Below are 20,686 nucleotides of genomic sequence, written 5' to 3'. Positions count from 1 at the left end.
GTGGTCACGTTTTCCAGTGTCCAGCCCGATGCTTTGCACGGTGATTACGTCACGGGTTTTAACCAAATTTTCCTGGGGGATAAATGAGCGCGGGAAGCCACAAATTTACCGTTCGCCGCATTGCGGCATTGTCACTGGTTTCGTTATGGCTGGCAGGTTGTTCTAACACCTCGAATCCACCAGCGCCGGTCAGTTCTGTTGGCGGTGGCGGCTCAACGAACACCAGCTCCGGCATGCTAATTACGCCTCCACCAAAAATGGGCACAACGGCGACAGCACAGCAAACGCCACAGATCCAACCGGTGCAGCGTCCGGTCACTCAGTCCGGACAGATCCAACCCGTTGCGGAACAACCGGTTCAGATGGAAAACGGTCGTATTGTGTACAATCGTAAGTATGGGAACATTCCGAAAGGTAGTTATACCGGCGGCAGTACTTATACGGTTAAGAAAGGTGACACGCTTTTCTATATTGCCTGGATTACCGGGAACGATTTCCGTGACCTCGCACAACGAAATAACGTTCCGGCCCCGTATGGCCTGAATGTGGGGCAGACTCTGCAAGTGGGCAACGCGTCGGGTGCACCGATTACCGGTGGTAATGCAATCACTCAGGCGGATGCAGCACAGCAAGGAGTTGTGACCAACCCTGCACAAAATTCCACCGTTGCTGTTGCTTCGAAACCAACAATTACGTATTCTGAGGATTCAGGTGAACAAAGTGCTAACAAAATGTTGCCGAACAACAAGCCTGCTGGGACAGTTGTCACAGCGCCAGTAACGGCTCCAGCAGTTAGCACAACCGAATCGACTGCAAGCTCAACATCTACCAGCGCGCCAATCTCTACCTGGCGCTGGCCGACTGACGGCAAAGTGATCGAAAACTTCGCGGCTACCGAGGGTGGCAATAAAGGGATCGACATTGCAGGCAGTAAGGGACAGGCTATTGTCGCGACCGCAGATGGGCGCGTCGTATATGCCGGTAACGCACTGCGTGGTTACGGTAATCTTATTATCATCAAACATAACGATGATTACCTGAGCGCCTACGCCCATAACGATACGATGCTGGTCCGGGAACAACAAGAAATCAAGGCGGGGCAGAAAATAGCTACCATGGGTAGTACCGGAACCAGTTCAACACGATTGCATTTTGAAATTCGTTACAAGGGGAAATCCGTAAACCCGCTGCGTTATTTACCGCAGCGATAATTCGGCGGAACCAGGCTTTCACTTGCTAGTTCCGTTAGGGATCACGGGTAGGAGCCACCTTATGAGTCAGAATACGCTGAAAGTTCATGATTTAAATGAAGATGCGGAATTTGATGAGAACGGAGTAGAGGCTTTTGATGAAAAAGCCTTGAGTGAAGAGGAACCCAGTGATAACGACCTGGCTGAAGAGGAGCTGTTATCGCAAGGGGCCACACAGCGTGTGTTGGACGCGACTCAGCTTTACCTTGGTGAGATTGGGTATTCACCACTGTTAACAGCCGAAGAAGAAGTTTATTTTGCGCGTCGCGCACTGCGTGGAGATGTTGCCTCTCGCCGTCGCATGATTGAAAGTAACCTGCGTCTGGTGGTTAAAATTGCCCGTCGTTATGGCAATCGTGGTCTGGCATTGCTGGATCTGATTGAAGAGGGCAATCTGGGGCTTATCCGTGCCGTCGAGAAGTTTGACCCGGAACGCGGGTTCCGCTTCTCAACATACGCAACCTGGTGGATCCGCCAGACGATAGAACGGGCGATTATGAACCAAACCCGTACTATCCGACTGCCGATCCACATTGTAAAAGAGCTGAACGTCTATCTGCGTACCGCGCGTGAGTTGTCGCATAAACTGGACCACGAACCGAGCGCAGAAGAGATTGCAGAACAACTGGATAAACCGGTTGATGACGTTAGCCGTATGCTCCGACTCAACGAGCGCATTACCTCGGTAGACACCCCGCTGGGTGGCGATTCCGAAAAAGCGTTGCTGGATATTCTGGCCGATGAAAAGGAAAACGGTCCGGAAGACACCACGCAAGACGATGATATGAAACAGAGCATCGTCAAATGGCTGTTCGAACTGAACGCCAAACAGCGTGAAGTGCTGGCACGTCGTTTCGGTTTGCTGGGATATGAAGCTGCGACACTGGAAGATGTGGGCCGTGAAATTGGTCTCACCCGTGAACGTGTTCGCCAGATTCAGGTTGAAGGTCTGCGTCGTCTGCGTGAAATCCTGCAGACTCAGGGGCTGAATATCGAAGCGCTGTTCCGCGAGTAAGCAAAGTTCTATCAAGAAAGGCCAGTCGAGAGACTGGCCTTTTTCTTTTACCTGCGCAGGTATGAAGTCTCAATTACCGGATGGAGGAGTAAATGCCTCATCCGGTTGATAAGGGCATCGTCCTGTTAAACCAGGCTTTTCAACCGATAGATCCACTCCAGCGCCTGGCGTGGCGTCAGGGAATCCGGGTCGAGATTTTCCAGAGCTTCGATGGCTGGAGAGGTTTCTTCAGGAGCGGAAAGCAGCGACATTTGCGTACCATCTACCTGAGTAGCGGCTGCATTTGGTGTAATACTTTCCAGCTCGCGAAGTTTTTGTCGCGCACGTTTGATAACGTCTTTCGGTACACCTGCCAGTGCAGCCACTGCCAGGCCGTAGCTCTTACTTGCTGCACCATCCTGTACGCTATGCATAAAGGCGATGGTATCACCGTGTTCTAACGCGTCCAGATGCACGTTGGCAACGCCTTCCATTTTCTCCGGTAACTGTGTCAGCTCGAAGTAGTGTGTTGCGAATAACGTTAATGCTTTGATTTTATTAGCGAGATTTTCTGCACATGCCCATGCCAGTGACAGGCCGTCGTAAGTTGACGTACCGCGTCCAATCTCGTCCATCAGAACCAGGCTGTTCTCGGTGGCGTTATGCAGGATGTTGGCAGTTTCAGTCATCTCGACCATAAAGGTTGAACGGCCGGAAGCCAGGTCATCTGCAGCACCCACGCGGGTAAAGATGCGGTCGATTGGGCCGATCTCCACCTTTTGTGCCGGAACATAGCTGCCGATATAGGCCAGCAACGCAATCAGCGCAGTCTGGCGCATATAGGTACTTTTACCCCCCATATTCGGGCCGGTGATGATCAACATCCGACGCTGAGGCGAAAGGCTTAACGGGTTGGCAATAAACGGCTCTGTCAGCACCTGTTCCACCACCGGATGACGACCTTCGGTAATACGAATTCCGGGTTTATCGGTGAAAGTCGGGCAGGTGTAGTTCAGCGTATATGCACGCTCGGCCAGGTTGACCAGAACATCCAGCTCTGCCAGCGCGCTGGCGCTCTGCTGCAAATCAGCCAGATGTGGTAACAGCATGTCGAACAGTTCATCGTACAACTGTTTTTCCAGCGCCAGTGCTTTGCCTTTTGAGGTCAGTACTTTGTCTTCATACTCTTTGAGCTCAGGAATAATGTAGCGTTCGGCGTTTTTCAGAGTCTGGCGGCGCACGTAGTTTATGGGGGCCAGATGGCTCTGCCCACGGCTAATCTGAATGTAGTAACCGTGTACGGCATTAAATCCAACCTTCAGCGTGTCCAGGCCGGTTCGTTCGCGCTCGCGGATCTCCAGTCTGTCCAGATAGTCAGTTGCCCCATCAGCCAGTGCGCGCCACTCGTCCAGCTCTTCGTTATAGCCTGGCGCGATGACACCGCCATCGCGGACCAGCACTGGCGGTGCATCAACCACGGCGCGTTCCAGCAGTTCACGCAGCTCGGTGAATTCGCCCATTTTCTCGCGCAGCATCTGTACCGGAGCGCTATCAACGCTCTCCAGTTGTGCGCGCAGTTCCGGTAATTGTTGAAAGGCGTGACGCATACGGGCGAGATCGCGTGGACGCGCGGTGCGCAGTGCCAGGCGGGCCAGAATACGTTCCAGGTCACCAACCTGACGCAGCACTGGCTGTAGCTCTGCTGTGGCATCCTGGAGCGCGCCGATAGTCTGCTGGCGTTCAGTCAGGACGTTAGTGTCGCGTACCGGCATATGCAGCCAGCGTTTAAGCATACGGCTGCCCATGGGGGTGACGGTGCAGTCGAGCACTGAGGCCAGAGTGTTTTCTACGCCTCCCGCCAGATTCTGGGTAATCTCCAGATTACGGCGAGTAGCAGCATCCATAATGATGCTGTCCTGCTGGCGTTCCATGGTGATGGAGCGAATATGCGGTAGAGAAGTACGCTGCGTATCTTTTACATATTGCAGCAGGCAGCCTGCGGCACATAGTCCGCGCGGAGCGTTCTCGACGCCAAAGCCAATCAGATCCCGCGTGCCAAACTGCAAGTTAAGCTGCTGGCGGGCGGTGTCTATCTCAAATTCCCACAGTGGACGGCGACGCAGTCCGCGACGACCTTCGATCAGTGATGTTTCTGCAAAATCTTCGGCATACAGCAGTTCCGCCGGGTTGGTTCGTTGCAGTTCAGCTGCCATGGTCTCGCGGTCGGCGGGTTCACTGACGCGAAAACGGCCAGAACTAATGTCCAGCGTGGCGTAGCCGTAGCCTTTACTGTCCTGCCAGATGGCGGCCAGCAGGTTGTCCTGACGTTCCTGCAACAGCGCTTCATCGCTGATAGTGCCAGGCGTTACGATGCGTACAACTTTGCGTTCAACCGGCCCTTTACTGGTGGCCGGATCACCAATCTGTTCGCAAATGGCGACTGACTCGCCCTGATTGACCAGCTTGGCGAGGTAGTTTTCCACCGCGTGATGAGGAATACCCGCCATCGGGATCGGCTCGCCTGCAGACGCACCGCGTTTTGTCAGCGAGATATCAAGCAGTTGCGACGCACGTTTTGCATCGTCGTAGAACAGCTCGTAAAAGTCGCCCATGCGGTAAAACAGCAGTATCTCCGGGTGCTGAGCCTTCAGCTTGAGATACTGCTGCATCATGGGGGTGTGATTGGTGAAGTCCGTATCAAGTGACTCTTTCATATTGATTCAGCTCGTTTTTTTAATCTTTTTGGGTACCTGGGTCGTTTCATGTGAACCCCTGTAAACTCACATAAACCCATAAATTTTTATATCGAAAGCAGCCTGAAGGCAGTAACGGTGAGCTTAGGCTCAGCCTGAATGGGGTATCTTATCACCGACCACCCCAGAGATTCATCCGTGGGATTTAGCGCAATGCGAGGATGAGTCAACCGGTCATCGTGAACCGGACGATAAAACCGATATCCGGGGAGCTGGCGTCAGAAAGCTGAGCCATTATTCATTTCCTGGCAACGCGTAATTCTGGCAGTAAAGATAAGGGATCCCTTCTTTAGTAATCAGATATGTTTCACTATTCATGGCGAATAGATCGACATTGGAGATGCTTGTGTTGGTCAGGAATAAATCGGGGAGTAGCTCCTGAATAATACTGGTGGGAGCTGTTTCACGATTTGAGATATGGATTTCCTGCGATACCCAGACCGGACTTGAACCATAACTGGAGTGTGTAAAGAGCACCATTCGTTGCACGGTTTGATCATTATTCGTTGCATCTTTGATAATGCCATCAATATTCACAATGCCTTTACTATCCCCGGTTTTGATATCAATGACCCCACGAAATGAGGCGGTATTGCGTACTATTTCAATAGTTGCCCGGCAGGCAAGATTATGCAGATGGTTATGATTTTTACCATGCTGATAAAACGCAGTAAGAATAATAACCACGACACAAAGTAGCAGGATAATACCTGTTTGTATTCGGAGCCGGGGAGTGCGAATATTTATATTCATTAACTATCGTACCGTGGGTAATAGATAGACTGACAAGTATTTTTCTGCTCTCTCTGCATTGGGGAGCGGCAAAGGATCACCGACAACTTTTTGGATTCAGGATAGGTTGTTATATAAATATATTTATTGCTCTGACATAACCCAGGGTTTCTGTCGATAAAAGAGGTATGCCGGGTGACATTGCTGGCATCATGGTTAAAATAATACTGACAATCAGTAGGGTTATTTTGTGCGGTGATATAGCCTGAAAAATAATCATCGCTGGCAGTTCGTGGGTACAGTATCAAACCACAGATGATAATAGTGAGTGCGATGAGCATCGTTTCTGTTTTGGTTATCAGCGGCTTATGCGGTGTCTCATCAGAGAATTCAGTCAGGTCAGCGTTTAGTACGCATGATTCCTCTGCTACTGAAGCGAGAATTTGCGGAGTTTCTATCTCCTCAATCCTAATCTCTTCATTAATAATCAGTCCCTTGCGTTTTATTGTTGTGATAAAGGACGGATCCAGTTCTAACTGAAGAAAACTTTTACGCAGCGAGAGAATGCTCTGGTAGAAGGCATTGAAGCTCGCCTGACGATGATTTTCACCCCAGCCAAATTCCAGCAGTTCGTTCTGTGAGACAACCTTTCCTTGATTTTCAATAAGTAATAAAAGACATAAAGATGCTGTTTGCTTGAGCTTTATCTGTTGCTCAGGTTGGTCCACTCTCGCCAGGTATTGTGTGGCTGGTGTAAAGATTATTTTTCTTTCAATCAGATAACTGACGGTACCAGTCTCGGACATGGTGTCTCTACTCTTGATGATTCATCCAATGGTTGGTCAGTATTGAAAACACTCGAGGCTAAAGGGCATCAATGCCTGCCAGTTTTGCAGCAAGAGCCACGAAGTGTTTCATTTTAGTATCATAATATAACAACAACGATAATTTTTTAATGAAAATAAAACATATTAAAATCAATGAATTGTATCTTTTTGGCTATTGCGTAAAGAAGAGAAAGAAGAAATAATGGCTACAAAGGTGATAAGCATTAATTCTCTATGGACAGCGCAATATACTGTTTGGCACCACCACGCGAGAATATGGCTTACGCCGTTAACGCGCCACTGCACCAGGGAAAGCATGGTGGTTAAACTATAATAGTTAAGTTGTTGCAGTATCTGTAGTGCGATGTATACGGATTAACACGATTAATGTAAATGGAAATAAATGTCAGCATATTTTCAGGCTGACATTTATTTTTATTTCTGTTTTTTTGTAAAACATAAAACTGCGTTAGAGAGCCCCATGTTCCAGAACGAAATAGAAAAGTCTGTAGTGCTTATCGGTGAAGAAATCAAAAAATCAGACAGTGCCTGGTTATCCTTACGGAAAAAACGCCAGCGTATTGATCTGAAAGTCGATGGAAATATCTTGTTTCTGGAGAAAGGGACGGTCTCTGTTTATCGTGTAGAAAATGATCTAGTGACAGTGAGTATTTCCGCACCAGCGATTCTGGGGCTACCGCAAATGCGAACGGAGGTAGCTGGACACTATTTACGCTGCGATACAGATTGCGAAATGTGGGCAATGAGCGTGCAGAATGCCGATCTGCTGTTCACCGCTAAAAATCTGTGGAAGCAGGCGTTTGATATTTTAACGCACCATCTGCAACGCTATTTCCAGCGCGAAACGTTGCAGTCTCACCGCACTATCCGCGAACTGATTATCGAACATGTAAAGTTCATTTGGGCGATGGCTCCGGATGTGCGCGAAAAAACATCTGTGTATACCTTCATTTTGACGCGAAACCATATTTCCCGAAGCGCGATCCATAAGGTGTTACAGGAGCTGGTGAGTGACGGAAAAATCATCCTGAATCGCGGGAAACTCTCTTCCTATACCCCTTCCTGAATATACGCGCCCCTGACTTAATGAAAGGGGCACAGTAAGTGATTAACGCTCTCTGAGCGCTTCTGCGCGCGCCCGAAGAATCGGTTTCAGCAGATAGCTTAAAATCGTTTTCTTGCCGGTTAGAATATCGACAGTCGCGACCATGCCTGGAATGATCAACATTGGATGCTCTTTTGTCCCCAGGTAGTTTTTGTCCGTTTGCAGGCGAACAACGTAGAAGCTTCGGCCTTGTTTATCTGTAACAGTGTCAGGACTTATCTGGACCACTTCACCTTTCAGACCGCCATAGATGGTGTAGTCGTAGGCGGTAAATTTCACCATTGCATGCTGTCCTGGATGAAGGAAGGCGATATCACGAGGCTGTATTTTGGCTTCGATGAGGAGCTTGTCATCCAGTGGGACGATTTCAACCAGGTCGCTTCCCGGCTGAATAACTCCGCCGATTGTATTCACCATCACCTGCTGGACGATACCACGCACTGGTGACGTGACCATGGTTCGGTTAACTCTGTCTTCGAGGGCTTTTACGCTGGCCTGGGCTTTACTCAGATTGGTGCGGGCTTCGTTCAACTGTGCGAGCGCATCGCTTTGAAAACGACCGCGGTTTTCGCCGATTTTATTCTCAATCTCTTTAATCTCTGACGAGGCTTTGGGAAGCGTTAGGTTCGTCGAATTTAACTGCCCGGCGGTTTCCACTTCAGTGCGGCGCAGGCGCAGCAGCTCGACTTTAGAAATTGCGCCTGAAGCGAGCAGAGGCTCCGACATTTTGATCTCCTGGCGGATTAAGTCCAGGCTGTGCTTAAACTGATCTTGCTTCGATTCAACGTCTCGTAGCTCCTGTTTTTTCTGTACCAGCTGTTCTTCAAGCCCGGATATTTCGTTGCGAAACTGTTCCCGACGGCTGTTATACAGCTCGGTTTCCCCCCTGGCGACGTCAGGCGCTTGAGACGCAATGTCTTGCGAGATAATAAAATCCCGGTTCTCCACTTCCGCTGTCAGCCGTTCTACCTTCGCCCGTAAACCGAGTTTATCGGCCTCTGTTTCACCAACGTTTGAGGCAAAGCGCGTGTCATCAAGATGCAGTAACGGGGTACCCGCATTGACGATTTGCCCTTCGTGGACATAAAGCCGGGTCACGATCCCGCCTTCCAGATTCTGTATTTTTTGTAGTTTGGATGAGGGGATGGCTTTGCCTTCACCGCGCGTCACTTCATCAATTTTTGCAAAACCAGCCCACACGAAAGACAGGACAACCAACGTGAGGATCACCCACAGCGTGAGCCGAATAACCCTGGGGGCGTCATCAATAATGGCCAAACTGACTTCATTGATACTGTCGGTTTGATTTTCATCGCGGCCGCGAAAGTAGCGCTGCATATAGTGGCGAGCACGAGTCAGGATCTCAGTGAGAAGCATTTATCTGCCCCTTTTTTAACGCATCCATCACCACCGCTTTTGGACCATCTGCGATGATACGTCCCTTATCAACAATAATCAGGCGCTCAACCAGCGACAGCATAGAGGCGCGATGGGTGACCAGTAATAATGTTTTACCCGCGATACAGGGTGCAAGAGCATGTTTAAGCCTCTCCTCGCTGGTGTTATCCATTGAGCTGGTGGGTTCATCAAGTAGTAGAATAGGGGGAGCAAGTAACAGCGCGCGGGCTAATGCGACCGCCTGGCGCTGCCCGCCGGACAGTTGGGAGCCGCGTTCGCCGACCTGCAGGTTATAGCCATCAGGATGCAGGCGCGCAAAATCGTTGACCCCTGCCAGTTCCGCTGCACGCAGCATGGTTTCATCATCAACATATCGTGCTCCGCACAGCAGGTTGTCCCGCAGTGTTCCGTTGAATAACTGGATATCCTGTGGCACGTAGCCGATGCTGTGACGCAGATCGTTAACGTCTAACTGGCGGGCATCGATACCGTCTATCAGAATGTTTCCGGCGCAGGGCTGATAAAGATTGACGAGAAGTTTACTGAGAGAGCTTTTACCTGAACCGCTACGCCCGATAATACCGATACGTTCACCTGGCTGAATGGTCAGATTTATTTTGTGCAGTGTCAGGTTTTTTTGTTCCGGGTAACTGAAATCTACATCGCGAAATTCAATGCTGCCCTGTAACTGTTCCCGATTGAGCGGGCTTTCATCTGCACGACGTTCCTGTGCCAGCGACATCATCTTGTCAGTATTTTTGATGGTCAGCTTTGCCTGCTGATAACGTGCAATGAGGCCGGTAAGCTGACCCATCGGCATTAATGCGCGGCCGTTAAGCATATAACAGGCGATCAACCCCCCCATACTCAGTTTACCGCCGATAATCATGTACACGCCGACGACGATCATCACGACGCCTGAAATTTGCTGGAACCAGCCAGTCAGGTTGCTCGCCAGGCTGGATAAAGTTTTTACCCGGAGTTCCAGGCGGCTCAGGCTACCCAACGTTTGTTCCCATTGAAACTGGCGTTCGCTCTGCGCATTATTCACTTTTATGGCGTCCAGACTGCTGAGTGTCTCAATGAGCAGCGCCTGGCGTTCGCTGGCCAGGCTCATGGTTTTTGCCACCGCAGCATTGACGGGGTTTTGCAGTGCCCAACTGCACAGCAGGGCAATGGGTAGCGTGAGTACGGGGATCCACGCCAGTGCGCCGCCGATGATGCCAATGACAATCAGTAATAGCAGGGTAAAAGGCAGGTCAATAATCGTCGTCAATGTGAGTGACGAGAGAAAGTCACGCAGAGACTGAAACTCATGGATGTTTTGCGCGAAGCTACCCACCCGGGGTGGGCGCTCTTTCATTTCCATGCCGACAATGCGTTCGAACAAGGTCGATGAAATAATGAGATCGCTCTTTTTGCCGGCAATATCAAGGCAGATGCCGCGCAGCATTTTCAAAATCAGATCAAATATAAAAGCCAGACAGATTCCCACTGCCAGCACCCACAATGTGACCGTAGCCTGATTCGGTACAACGCGGTCATAGACGTTCATGGTAAAAAGCGGCGTGCCGAGAGCGATCAGGTTGATCAGCAGGCTGGCCAGCACAGCATCCAGATACAGAAAGCGTGATAGCCTGAGCGTGTCTTTAAACCAGGATTTAGTACGAGGCAGAAAAGCTTCTGTCTGCAAATCGAATTCGTGGCGCGGGTGAGCAAAAATAGCCTTTCCGCCATAGTTGTGTTCAAGCGTTGTTAAATCGACACATATTTCCCCGCCTTCACTTTCACTGGGCATAAAACGGGCACTGCCATCGTCGTTCCATGCCAGCAACACACCTGTTCCGCCGGAACGCAGTATCAGGATGGCAGGCAAAGACATCGCTGGGATCTTATCGAGTGAGCGTGTTACCACTCGCGCTTTTAAACCAGCTCGTGCCGCAGCACGTGGAAAAATATTCAGCGTGAGTTGATTGTTTTCTAATGGCAGGCCGCTGCTTAATGTTGAACGGCTGGCCTGCTTACCGTGCAGAGAGCAGAGAATAAGCAAACTATCTAATAGCGGGTCATCATTATGGCTACGGGGATCGTGCTGTTGAGACGAGCTGCGATAAGTATTCTCGGGGACATCATTTAATAATTCGGCTTGTGCACTCATTTTAGCAACCATTTCTGAACGCACACTTAAAATAATAGCAAGCTAATGATAAGTGTGCGGAGTCAGAGATTTATTTTAATTTATTATTAATGCAGTTCGGGTAAGTTGGTTTCTTCTTCAGAATCCACTGGTTGCCCTGATGGAGGCGGGGTGATTTTTAGAACATTCAATAATTCACCCGTTCTTTCGCTAATACGATAGCCGCTGGTTACAGCCAGATATCGCAATTCAACAAGCCGACGTTTTGATGAGAAAACTTCATTTTCACTATCAAGTAAATCCAGTAGTGTACGTTCGCCAAGACTAAATTGATCCTGATAAGCGGTACGTACTTTTACGCTACGGTCGGCATATTCTTCTGCCGATGGTAGCTGGGCACGTGCGTTTTGTAATGCAGTCCAGGCCAGACGCAATTCCTGATTCATCTGTCGTAATGTGTTATTGCGCACATCCTGAGCCTGCTTATGCAGGTAGGCGCGAGAATCCATAGTCGCTTTGTCGCTGCCGCCCTGGTACAGGTTGTAATGCAGTTTTACCATCGCCTCCCACTGTTCCGCGTGCGCACTGGTGGTATCCGTGTTGTTGCTGATCCCGCGTGACAGTTCAACGTCAACACGTGGATAGAAGGTTGATTTTGTCGCTTCGTACTGCTGGTGTGCGGCTTCAATATCCGCATTGGCAGACTTCAGTAATGGACTGTTTTTCTCCATCCTACTTTTGGCGTCTTCAAGCGAGGTCGGGAGCTGTGTATCGATGCTTTCCGGCTGGCTTAAACCTTCCGGATCCATACCTGTTACGCTGAAAAAGGTGGTTTTCGCATCTTCAAGATTGGTTTGCTCGGTCAGCAAATTGTTACGTGCTTGCGCCAGGCGAGCTTCAGCTTGCATAAAGTCGCCTGAACGGCCAACGCCCTGATCGGTACGAAGTTTTATTTGATCGTAAATGCGTTCATGGTTTGCCAGATCGTCCTCGGCAAGGCGGACAAATTCTTCACGTTGCAGCACATCAAAGTAGGCCTGAATCACAGAGAATGCAGTGTTTTCGCTGGTGTTCATAACGCTGTAAGCGCGTGAGTCAACGGTGGCTTTTTGCCGGGCGACTTCGCTGGTGGTTGCAAAACCATTAAACACATTTTGCTCCAGGCTAAGCGTTGCCTCATTGGGAGACTGGGTCATACCGTTAGCGCTGCCAGCGGCGCGGGTTGTTGCATCATCAATATTTTTGCGTCCAGCCTCCGCATTCAAATTCAGCGACGGTAAATACCCACCTTGTGCGGCACGAAGATCTTGTTCTGAAGAGTAACGACTATTTATCGCCGCATTAACTTCTGGATGATTAGCTAATGCATCTTTAACGGTGTTGCGTAAGTCTTCTGCAGAGGCTGAATTTATTGAAAACAACGAAAGCAGAAAAACTAAAAATATCTTCATAACATGAATGCCCTGTATCTCACGGTTATGACATCCATATGTCTTCACCATCATCTATTTTTACAAATGCGTGATATTAATTAACAAACATGAATTATCCAGATCGAATATTGCATGCGGCTATTCAGAAACATGTTCTGTCATATCGTGTTTTAATTTTAGTTATTTTTTATTATATTCATTTGTCAGTCAAGTCTCATATAAATACGTTTTTAAAAATGTGTATTTTTCCATATTGAGTGTTTAATGTTTACATTAATTTAATGTGATATTTGTTTGTGAGTTTATTAATAGGGTTATAAAAATAATGATGAGAGTTGAGTAAGGTTATGGTCAGGAAATTACTCGAGGTGCTTAACGCCGAGTGCTGTTCACGGTACGCCGTTTTCACCGATAGCCAAAAAAACATATTCACCAAACAATAATTACTTCTCTATGGGACAGGGCAGCCGCGTCACATCACATACAAGGCAATAACATGAATTCGCTACCACCTGATACAAACATGCAGTCCGCGAGTGAAAACGACAGCAAAAGCGTTGAAATTGATAACCAACAGTTCCTCGCCATGCTGCAAAAGAGTGACCTGGAAATGGTACGCGTGCTGGACGATCTGATTTACCTGTTGATCCGTAAAGGTGTTATTGCCATTACGGATCTCCCGCCGAAGGCGCAGGTTAAACTGATGAATCGTGCGAACGCCCGTCAGGAACTTGGCGGGTTAGAGCAATTACTTGGCGGCGATGATCGCATTTTTTAATCTCAACAGGCAGACTACTACGCAGCCTGCCTGTTTTTCAACGTGGAGCGGGTTCACCCAAAAGCTGCCCCATTGCACCGTCAACCCCCAATGCCTGTAGTACTTTTAGTTCACCTTCTGTTTCAACACGCTCAGCAATCAGCGGTAAATCAATACTGCGTGTGGCGTTGCACAACACTTCAATAAACAACTGCTTATCTTTTTCTTTATCGATATTGCGGATGTAACTGCTGTCGATTTTCAGCCAGGCAAGTCCCCATTGCGAAAGATGCCCAATCATATCGAAGCGGCTACCGAAGTGTTGCAGGCCCAGCGAGCAGCGAAGCTGACTCACTGCTTTAACAAACATCGCCATCTGGCCCGGCCCTGGCAACTGGCTTTCATCCAGTTCAAGGATCAACTGACTGGCAAGCTTAGGGGAGTATCTCAGTGGATTTAAGAGCTCGGAAATAGCGCTGGCACTGGCTAGCGAGCTGCCAGAAATACTCAATGCTAACATTCCGGGGGCGATTTTTAGCTGATTTAAGGTCAGTTTTAACATTACCTTGTCAAGGCGATGACTCCAGCCAAAGCGGTGGATCCACGGCAGGAATCGACCCGCATTAATGGTATTACCCTGTTCATCAACAATGCGCGACAGTACCTTGTAATGCAGGATCTTATCCGGCTGATGACAATCCACAACGGGCTGATAAACCAACTGAAATTGCTGGTTCTCCAGCGCCTGTTCCAGGCGAACAAACCACAAATGCTGATCTTCGTTCACCGTTGCCACCCCGATGGCGGTTACGCCCTGATGGTCGGTGTGCGTTTCTGCTTCCACCAACTGGCGGTCGGCCTGAATCAGCAGCGATTGCGCGTTATCTCCAGCGCTGAATGGCACCATGCTTGAGTAGGCGACCGGCTGCTGGTCTGACATTCCAGTGGCATAAAATGAGGTCAGCTTTTGCGTGAGTGAATGGCGCAGTTCCAGCATTTCACCCTGTGTGACACCTGGGCAGATCAGGGCGAACTCGCCACCACGAATACGGGCGAGTGTGCTGTCGAGGGGAGCATACTTTGCTTTATGCGTATTCAGCAGGTTGGCAATGTTGAGCAAAAGTTTATCGGTATGTGGCCCACCAAACCGCTGGTTCAGCCCCCCTAAATCCTGAACGCGGATCAACATCAAATATCCTGGTGCGGTATCGGTATCACTCAGGCGCGCCTGTAACTGCATATCGAACGCCCGACGATTTGCAATACCGGTCTGGCTGTCGAGATAAGCTTCATTGTGCAGGCGCTCGCTGTTGATGGCTTGTTCTTCAAATAATGATTTGAGTTTAGTGGCCATCAAATTCATGGCTCCGACGACGCGCCGTAGTTCCGGTGTTTTAGGCAGTTCTTGCAACGTCAAAAATTCGCGACGTGTAATGGCTTCCGATTGTTTCGCCAGATAATTGAGCGGGCGCAGCAGTTTACGCAACAGCAGAATGCCTGCGAGCAGGCAGGCGAGGCTGCAGGAAAGCATCCAGATAAGATTACCTAATGTGCTGCTCCACAGACGCTGAACCGCAAAGATAGGATCGCTGGTGACGTCCACGCGTGCGCCTTGTTGCCAGCCCCGCATGATTGTCGCGTGGCCTGTTTGTGGTGCCACATCCACCAGATCAACAAACCAGCCGGGAACATTCGGTATTGACGCCGCAGCGTGCCGTTCAAGCATCGTTGTTCCGTTTGTCAGATCAACAATGCGGATTTTTTGGTAATAGCCGCTATCAAAAATTGAGCTTACCATCAGCTCAATCATTGCCGGATCGTCGATGTTTGGTGTGAGCGAAACGCCCAGAGCCGTTGCCGCGTCCTGGGCATGTGCAAGAAGCTGGTTGCTGTACTGATTGCGAGAACTCTCCAGCGTCACGATAAAGCTGCCGCTGAACACAATCATCATAAAGAGAGAGATTGCCAATAGTAACTGTTTAAAAAGAGACACTGACGATTCCTATTTATCCATTGGGAAGCCTTCTTCCCGCATTTTTGTGAATACTTGCTGCCAGCGAGAAAGTCTCTTGCTGTCCCCAATACGTTTATTGTTCTGATTGCCAGGCAGCCAGAGACCACTCTCGTTAAAGGAGTAAACAGGTAATAAATCCATACGCTGCGTGGCAGGTGAAAGGGTGTTTGTCAGGCTATCGAGTACCAGAGGAATGGCGCCAGGCGTGGCATACCAGGTCAACACCATGTGCGCCCTGTTATAGCGCAGGGCTTTAACGTAGGTGATGCGCAGTTTATCGTCAGCAACGCCCAACTGTCGGAGAGTGAAATACTTCGCGATGGCGTAGTCTTCACAGTCCGCTTCACCTTTGCGCAGGGACTCCACGGGTGTTGCCCAATAGTCCACGCTATGCCAGATGTCGCTATCTTCGGCGTAGCGTAATTGAATATTAAAAAACCGGTTTACCTCGCGTAATTGCGTTTTTTCGTCTGCATTACGTAATTGAATTAAAAGCTGTTGCCAGGCGTTGATACGCTGTTGAGCGACTGCATTGGCTGGTCCATAGAGTGCATCGGTCTTCTGCATGATCGTGGCGAAATCCCATGCTGCACGTAACGAATTGACCGCTAATAGCAGTAATAGCGCCCCGGGAAGCTTCCAGAGGCGCAATAATCGAGGGAGTGAACAGACGCTGATAATGTTCAATTGCGCTGTGGACAACCGATTGGTGGCTGATTTTTCATATTTTGGCAGGAATAGGGCATCAGCCATTTTTTGCGCAACTGTACGTCTGTCTGTGAGGCAAAAATAGTCTTCAGGGTACTGTCTACAAACGCCACAAACCGTGGGTCGTTTTTCCTCATCATAATCGCATAGTGCATATCAGTGCCGATTGTTTCTGCGGATATACTGAATATTTCAGGATGTTCACTATGATTAATCAAAGGATAGGCCAGGATATCATCAATAAAGAATGCCGCGGATTCATTCTGCGCCATTTTATTAAATGCACCGTTTATCGTTGTGGAAGTCATCGTTGAAATATTGAGATGTCTCTCTCTGTTGGTCTTATTGAATTCCAGTAAATCTTTCGAGCTGCCTGGCAGACTTACCGTTCTTCCTTTTAGATCTTCAATCGTATGTATATTATTTCTACGTAAAGAGATGATGCGCATTTTTGCGATATAGTAATCGACAGAAAATGAAACACTGGAAATACGTTCTGGCGCATTAGCATTTACACTACAGTCCATATCTATTTTACGATTTTTTAACGCTGAAAATCGCTCAGCAAAATTCACCGGAATATAATGAATGGTCAAGGTATCGAGCTTCAAATACAGGCGTAATTTATCCGCAATGATGTTACATACCGCAATAGTATAACCTGTAACTTTACCGTTGTGGTCGGTAAAGGAGAAGGGAGGGAGCTGACGATAACCGACGTTCAGTACGCTGTTGTTCTGAATATGCTCAAGCGTCGAGGCATCCTGCTGTGCCATCAGTACAGGGGACACGATAATGCCAACCAGTAAGATCAACCAGTGCATGGCGCGTTTCACCATTGTCATCTCATTATTAATTATACTTTTCATAATCAAAACTGATCTTCTTTTTAGCCGCCGTTAATGCTTTCAGATTGTCTGACATGGGGATGTTTAAATTGATGGCTTTTGGTGGTATCGGAGACTGAAACCATTTAGTGTAGAGGACGGTGAACTCATTGCTGGTTATCAGTGAGGATAATGTGCTATCAACAAACTCTTTAAATTCTTTATCGTGTAAAGGGATTAGTAGCCCAGCGGGAAGAGGATCGCTGAGCGCAATATTGGATAACTTATAGTCCTCAGGATTTTCAGCTTGTGCAATCATACCCTTAAGTAATACGGTGCTGGAAATAAGCGCAGAATATTCACCGCTCTGGATCTCATGGAAGGCGATAGTGTTGTTGGTATCAAGTTCAATGTTAATATTCAGGGCATTTGCCGCATTGATTTTTTGTAATTGGTCTACGTATACCGTTCCGCTTTTTACCAGGACGCTGTGTCCGGACAGTTCTTCCAGAGCGTTGTTGTATTCATTTTTCCGCATCATATAGCGGGTACTGGAAAAGTAAAACGGCAGTGAGAACTCACTGAGGTTGTGTCGACTTTTTGAATAAAAAGCAGGAATGCACATGATATCTGCCATGTGTTTTTTAATCAGCACAAACTGTGATGCCGAATTTGCTTTTACCCACTCAATTCTCAGATTTTTAAGCTGGAGCTTGGTTTTGAGTGCGCTGACGATATTTTTGCAAATATCAATGGAATAGCCAGTGGGAGATTTCCCCTCCAGATAAGAGAACGGAAACGCATCATCCTGGTAACCGAGGCTGATCGTATTCTTACTGGCAATCTGCTCAAGTGTGTTCATCCCCTGCGGAAGGCTCGTTGCGCAGTGCGCTGAGAGAGAGATTAACAAAGAAACGACGAGCAGCATTTGCTTCGTCAAACGTAATATCTCAGGCATGGGCTGGCTCTTCTTCGATAAGGACATCGGCAAAAGCAGACAGTACCTCGCGTTCGCGAAGCGGATAGCTAAAGAAGTACCCCTGAACATTTTTGCACTTTATATCACGCAGGATGTCGCGCTGGAGCGGTGTTTCCACGCCTTCCGCAGTGACTGAGATATTGTATTTGTGAGCAAACTGGATCAGCATCACAATCAAATACTGACTGGCATTATCCTGCTCGAGCTTATCGATAAGCGTTCGGGCAATCTTGATCCGCGTGAAAGGGTAGATCAGCAAATAATCCAGTGCCGCATATCCTGTCCCCAGATCGTCCATCGCGATGTCGATCCCCATTGAGCGAATCTCTTGCAGAACGGGTAGCGCAATAGATTTATCCAGTTTTTCGGATTCGGTGATCTCTATTTCAAGGCGGTCAGCCGAAAGATGGCTGGTGCGTAATGCATCTTTGATGACGTCGACCAGCCCGGGGCTGTGCAACTGGTAGGCTGATACGTTGACAGCAATGCGGATTCGTTCCGGCCATTTGGCGGCCGCTTCGCAGGACTGGCGAATAATCCATTCGCCTAAGCGCACAATCAGACCAGAGCTTTCGGCAATATTGATAAAATAATCAGGATAAATCAGTCCCTTGGTCGGGTGATTCCAGCGAATCAGTGATTCATATCCGCAGATACTTTCATCTTCCAGATTAACGATGGGCTGATAGTGCAGTTCGAACTCCTCGTTATCAATTCCATCAATAATTTCCTGGTTAATGAACAGGCTGTGTGTTTGTTTCATGACCATGCCATCTTCGAAGAAATGGAAGCAACCGCGGCCATGATGTTTAGACGCATACATGGCAAGGTCAGCGTTGATCATCAATGTCGAGGTGTTATTGCCCTGATAAGGTGCGGTGGTGATGCCAATGCTGCAACTAATAGAAAAGGTGTGGGAGCTTGAGCTAAATGGTGTGCTCAGCGCACGGATGATGCGCTTTGACAGGCGATTAGCTTCTTTGACGGCGTTATCGCTGACCTGTTGCAAAATAGCAAATTCATCGCCGCCCAGACGGGCCGCCATATCATCCGGTCCCAGCAGTAACTGCAGACGCTGGGCAACGTTGACTAACACTTCATCGCCCGCTTTGTGGCCGAAGGTATCATTCACTGGCTTGAAGTTGTCGAGGTCAATCAACAGCAGGTTGAACTGCTTTCCTTCCTGATGGATTTCACTGACACGCTTATCCAGCGCCAGACCAAAAGAGACACGGTTTGGTAAGCCAGTCAGCGAGTCATGATGGGCCATATGTTCCATCTTTTGCGACATTTCATGCATGCGCTGCAGATAGCCGCGTTCTTTCATGGCAACCCGTAATTTTTCAATAGCGCCTGCCAGATGCCCAATCTCATCGTCCTGATCGAGATAAGGGGTTACGCAGTCGGTTTCTTCCCTGGCAATGCGGGTAAGGGAGTTAATCAGTAGCGGAACCGGGCGGAATAAGCGACGCATGAACATTGTTACCAGCGCCAGCGTCACCAGTAAAATTAATACGAAAATGACACCGCTTTTTTTCAGCATCGCATCGTAGGCAGCGTACAGATCGCTTTTCTTACCGATGCTGCTGATCAGACTACCGAGGATTTCACCTGACGGCGTCAGAATAGGCACAGCACTGATGAAGCACTCTTCGCCGTTAATTTGGGCGAACCCGATATAGTAATTGACCAGTACGTCATGGGGGCGACGATCGGCGAAGGAGATTATCCCGTCTCCCTCTTCTGATTTATTGTTGATGCCTACAAATCCCTTATCTGGCGTATAGAGGAACAGCCAGGTAGGGTTATGTGTTTGTACTGATGCCAGAGCCAGAACATCTACAGGGTTATAACCGGTCTGGAGAATAGAGTCAGTATCACCAAGTTGCCTGTCCGATACGATACGGGATATCTGCCCTGCGTCGCTGGTTTCAACTGAAACGTTGGTATATACGCTGCGAATAATGTAGGTCATGATCTGGGCATTCGCCTCAGCTCTCTGCACCCACTGCTGATAGGAAAAGTTGTCTATCAAACTCCAACTGGTAAAGGCCCCCGCGCTAAAAGCGATGATGATCCCCGCCAGCAAAAACTGAGTTATTTTGCCGGTGATTGAATGTTGCCACCCCTTAACTGCTTTAAGGGAAAACAGAGACTTTGCCACGGATTTCGTTAATTCCTGATAATACTAATATATGCTGAATAGACTTTTTACTGCTCAGAGCCTGTCTCATTAGGCTATTTCGCTTACTATATTGAAACTGCGCAGCGCTACATGTGTGCTCCGGTTGTTACGCGCTAACCGTATTCAACCGTTTACAATAGATGAAAGGTATGAAATCCCTCTGTCACCACAAGTGATTTACAGGTGATCAGATAGGGTAATGAAAAAATAACGGGTTACGAATATAGGTAACGCTGTCCATTTCGTCAACAGGCAAAACTGTACATTAAAATATATTTTCTATCATCATTCCTTCATTATATTAAAGTTGACATTAATACTGTCTGGGAATTAAATTTGCGCGCACTGGTAAGATGTGCCGGGAATGAGTGGGCGTGAAACTTATAACTTGAGGCGCGTCAATGAATTAGGCGCCTTTTTATGAGGCTAAAGAGCATTTCTTCTCTCGTGCAATGTCCATTTTTATCTATAACTGATGGTTTATTTTCTGATTCGAACTGAATAAGATGGTTTCTTCATTACAGAACCTTACTTTATTTTCTCAGTGCGCGTTCAATGTTAAAAAC

15 protein-coding genes are annotated in these 20,686 nt (G+C 48.4%); 4 read left to right on the top strand and 11 right to left on the bottom strand.

All coding sequences use genetic code 11. The features are described 5' to 3' along the window. Positions 1 to 128: 128 nt before the first annotated feature. Positions 129 to 1,211, top strand: a complete 1,083-nt coding sequence (nlpD, locus tag OH663_RS00970) for a murein hydrolase activator NlpD (RefSeq protein ID WP_223307009.1) — start codon at positions 129 to 131, stop codon at positions 1,209 to 1,211. A gap of 61 nt (positions 1,212 to 1,272) precedes the next feature. Then, a complete protein-coding gene (gene rpoS / locus OH663_RS00965; protein WP_000081498.1) occupies positions 1,273 to 2,265 on the top strand; it encodes an RNA polymerase sigma factor RpoS in 993 nt (330 codons plus the stop codon). Between the two features lie 125 nt (positions 2,266 to 2,390). Here the strand turns inward: rpoS and mutS are convergent, their stop codons facing one another. From mutS to OH663_RS00950, 3 genes are all read right to left on the bottom strand, one after another. After that, positions 2,391 to 4,958, bottom strand: a complete 2,568-nt coding sequence (gene mutS, locus OH663_RS00960) for a DNA mismatch repair protein MutS (protein WP_045446776.1) — start codon at positions 4,956 to 4,958, stop codon at positions 2,391 to 2,393. Between the two features lie 273 nt (positions 4,959 to 5,231). Continuing rightward, entirely contained in the window at positions 5,232 to 5,750 is a 519-nt protein-coding gene (locus tag OH663_RS00955) for a hypothetical protein (RefSeq protein WP_045446774.1), read from the bottom strand. Next, positions 5,750 to 6,535: a winged helix-turn-helix domain-containing protein gene (locus OH663_RS00950; RefSeq protein WP_200009906.1), complete on the bottom strand. Its 786-nt coding sequence runs from the start codon at positions 6,533 to 6,535 to the stop codon at positions 5,750 to 5,752. Before OH663_RS00950 ends, OH663_RS00955 begins: the two co-directional genes overlap by 1 nt. A 502-nt stretch (positions 6,536 to 7,037) precedes the next feature. Between OH663_RS00950 and OH663_RS00945 the strand changes: the two genes are divergently transcribed. Continuing rightward, entirely contained in the window at positions 7,038 to 7,643 is a 606-nt protein-coding gene (locus OH663_RS00945; protein WP_045449769.1) for a helix-turn-helix domain-containing protein, read from the top strand. A 42-nt stretch (positions 7,644 to 7,685) separates the two neighbouring features. Here OH663_RS00945 and OH663_RS00940 read toward each other — a convergent pair whose 3' ends face one another. From OH663_RS00940 to OH663_RS00930, 3 genes are all read right to left on the bottom strand, one after another. Then, the gene (locus OH663_RS00940) at positions 7,686 to 9,059 is read right to left on the bottom strand and encodes an HlyD family type I secretion periplasmic adaptor subunit (protein ID WP_045446770.1); all 1,374 of its coding nucleotides are present in this window, start codon (positions 9,057 to 9,059) and stop codon (positions 7,686 to 7,688) included. Beyond that, the gene (locus OH663_RS00935; protein WP_223307008.1) at positions 9,046 to 11,238 is read right to left on the bottom strand and encodes a type I secretion system permease/ATPase; all 2,193 of its coding nucleotides are present in this window, start codon (positions 11,236 to 11,238) and stop codon (positions 9,046 to 9,048) included. Before OH663_RS00935 ends, OH663_RS00940 begins: the two co-directional genes overlap by 14 nt. Before the next feature lie 86 nt (positions 11,239 to 11,324). Next, positions 11,325 to 12,668, bottom strand: coding sequence for a TolC family outer membrane protein (locus OH663_RS00930; RefSeq protein ID WP_200009905.1), 1,344 nt, complete (start codon positions 12,666 to 12,668; stop codon positions 11,325 to 11,327). Between the two features lie 505 nt (positions 12,669 to 13,173). Here OH663_RS00930 and OH663_RS00925 point away from each other — a divergent pair. Further along, entirely contained in the window at positions 13,174 to 13,428 is a 255-nt protein-coding gene (locus OH663_RS00925; RefSeq protein WP_413814475.1) for a hypothetical protein, read from the top strand. Positions 13,429 to 13,465: 37 nt separating this feature from the next. Here the strand turns inward: OH663_RS00925 and lapD are convergent, their stop codons facing one another. Genes lapD through OH663_RS00900 form a run of 5 tightly spaced genes read right to left on the bottom strand, consistent with a single transcriptional unit; the run spans position 13,466 to position 20,099 of the window. Then, positions 13,466 to 15,400 carry a cyclic di-GMP receptor LapD gene (gene lapD / locus OH663_RS00920; protein WP_048220671.1) on the bottom strand — a complete coding sequence of 645 codons (1,935 nt, stop codon included), beginning with the start codon at positions 15,398 to 15,400 and terminating at the stop codon, positions 13,466 to 13,468. 9 nt (positions 15,401 to 15,409) lie between these two features. Continuing rightward, the gene (lapG, locus tag OH663_RS00915; RefSeq protein ID WP_417643400.1) at positions 15,410 to 16,072 is read right to left on the bottom strand and encodes a cysteine protease LapG; all 663 of its coding nucleotides are present in this window, start codon (positions 16,070 to 16,072) and stop codon (positions 15,410 to 15,412) included. A 32-nt stretch (positions 16,073 to 16,104) separates the two neighbouring features. Next, positions 16,105 to 16,968 carry a transporter substrate-binding domain-containing protein gene (locus OH663_RS00910; RefSeq protein WP_233633553.1) on the bottom strand — a complete coding sequence of 288 codons (864 nt, stop codon included), beginning with the start codon at positions 16,966 to 16,968 and terminating at the stop codon, positions 16,105 to 16,107. A 13-nt stretch (positions 16,969 to 16,981) separates the two neighbouring features. Then, complete coding sequence (locus OH663_RS00905) at positions 16,982 to 17,941, bottom strand: amino acid ABC transporter substrate-binding protein (RefSeq protein ID WP_263525685.1); 960 nt, start codon at positions 17,939 to 17,941, stop codon at positions 16,982 to 16,984. Next, positions 17,907 to 20,099 carry a putative bifunctional diguanylate cyclase/phosphodiesterase gene (locus OH663_RS00900; RefSeq protein ID WP_200012418.1) on the bottom strand — a complete coding sequence of 731 codons (2,193 nt, stop codon included), beginning with the start codon at positions 20,097 to 20,099 and terminating at the stop codon, positions 17,907 to 17,909. The genes OH663_RS00905 and OH663_RS00900 overlap by 35 nt, the downstream gene beginning before the upstream one ends. Positions 20,100 to 20,686: the final 587 nt, after the last annotated feature.

The sequence above is a fragment of the Citrobacter sp. Marseille-Q5395 genome, from assembly GCF_947057495.1.
Lineage (GTDB): Bacteria > Pseudomonadota > Gammaproteobacteria > Enterobacterales > Enterobacteriaceae > Citrobacter > Citrobacter murliniae.
The sequence above is the reverse complement of the archived record's forward strand: the minus strand, read 5'-3'. Positions and strand labels throughout refer to the sequence as shown.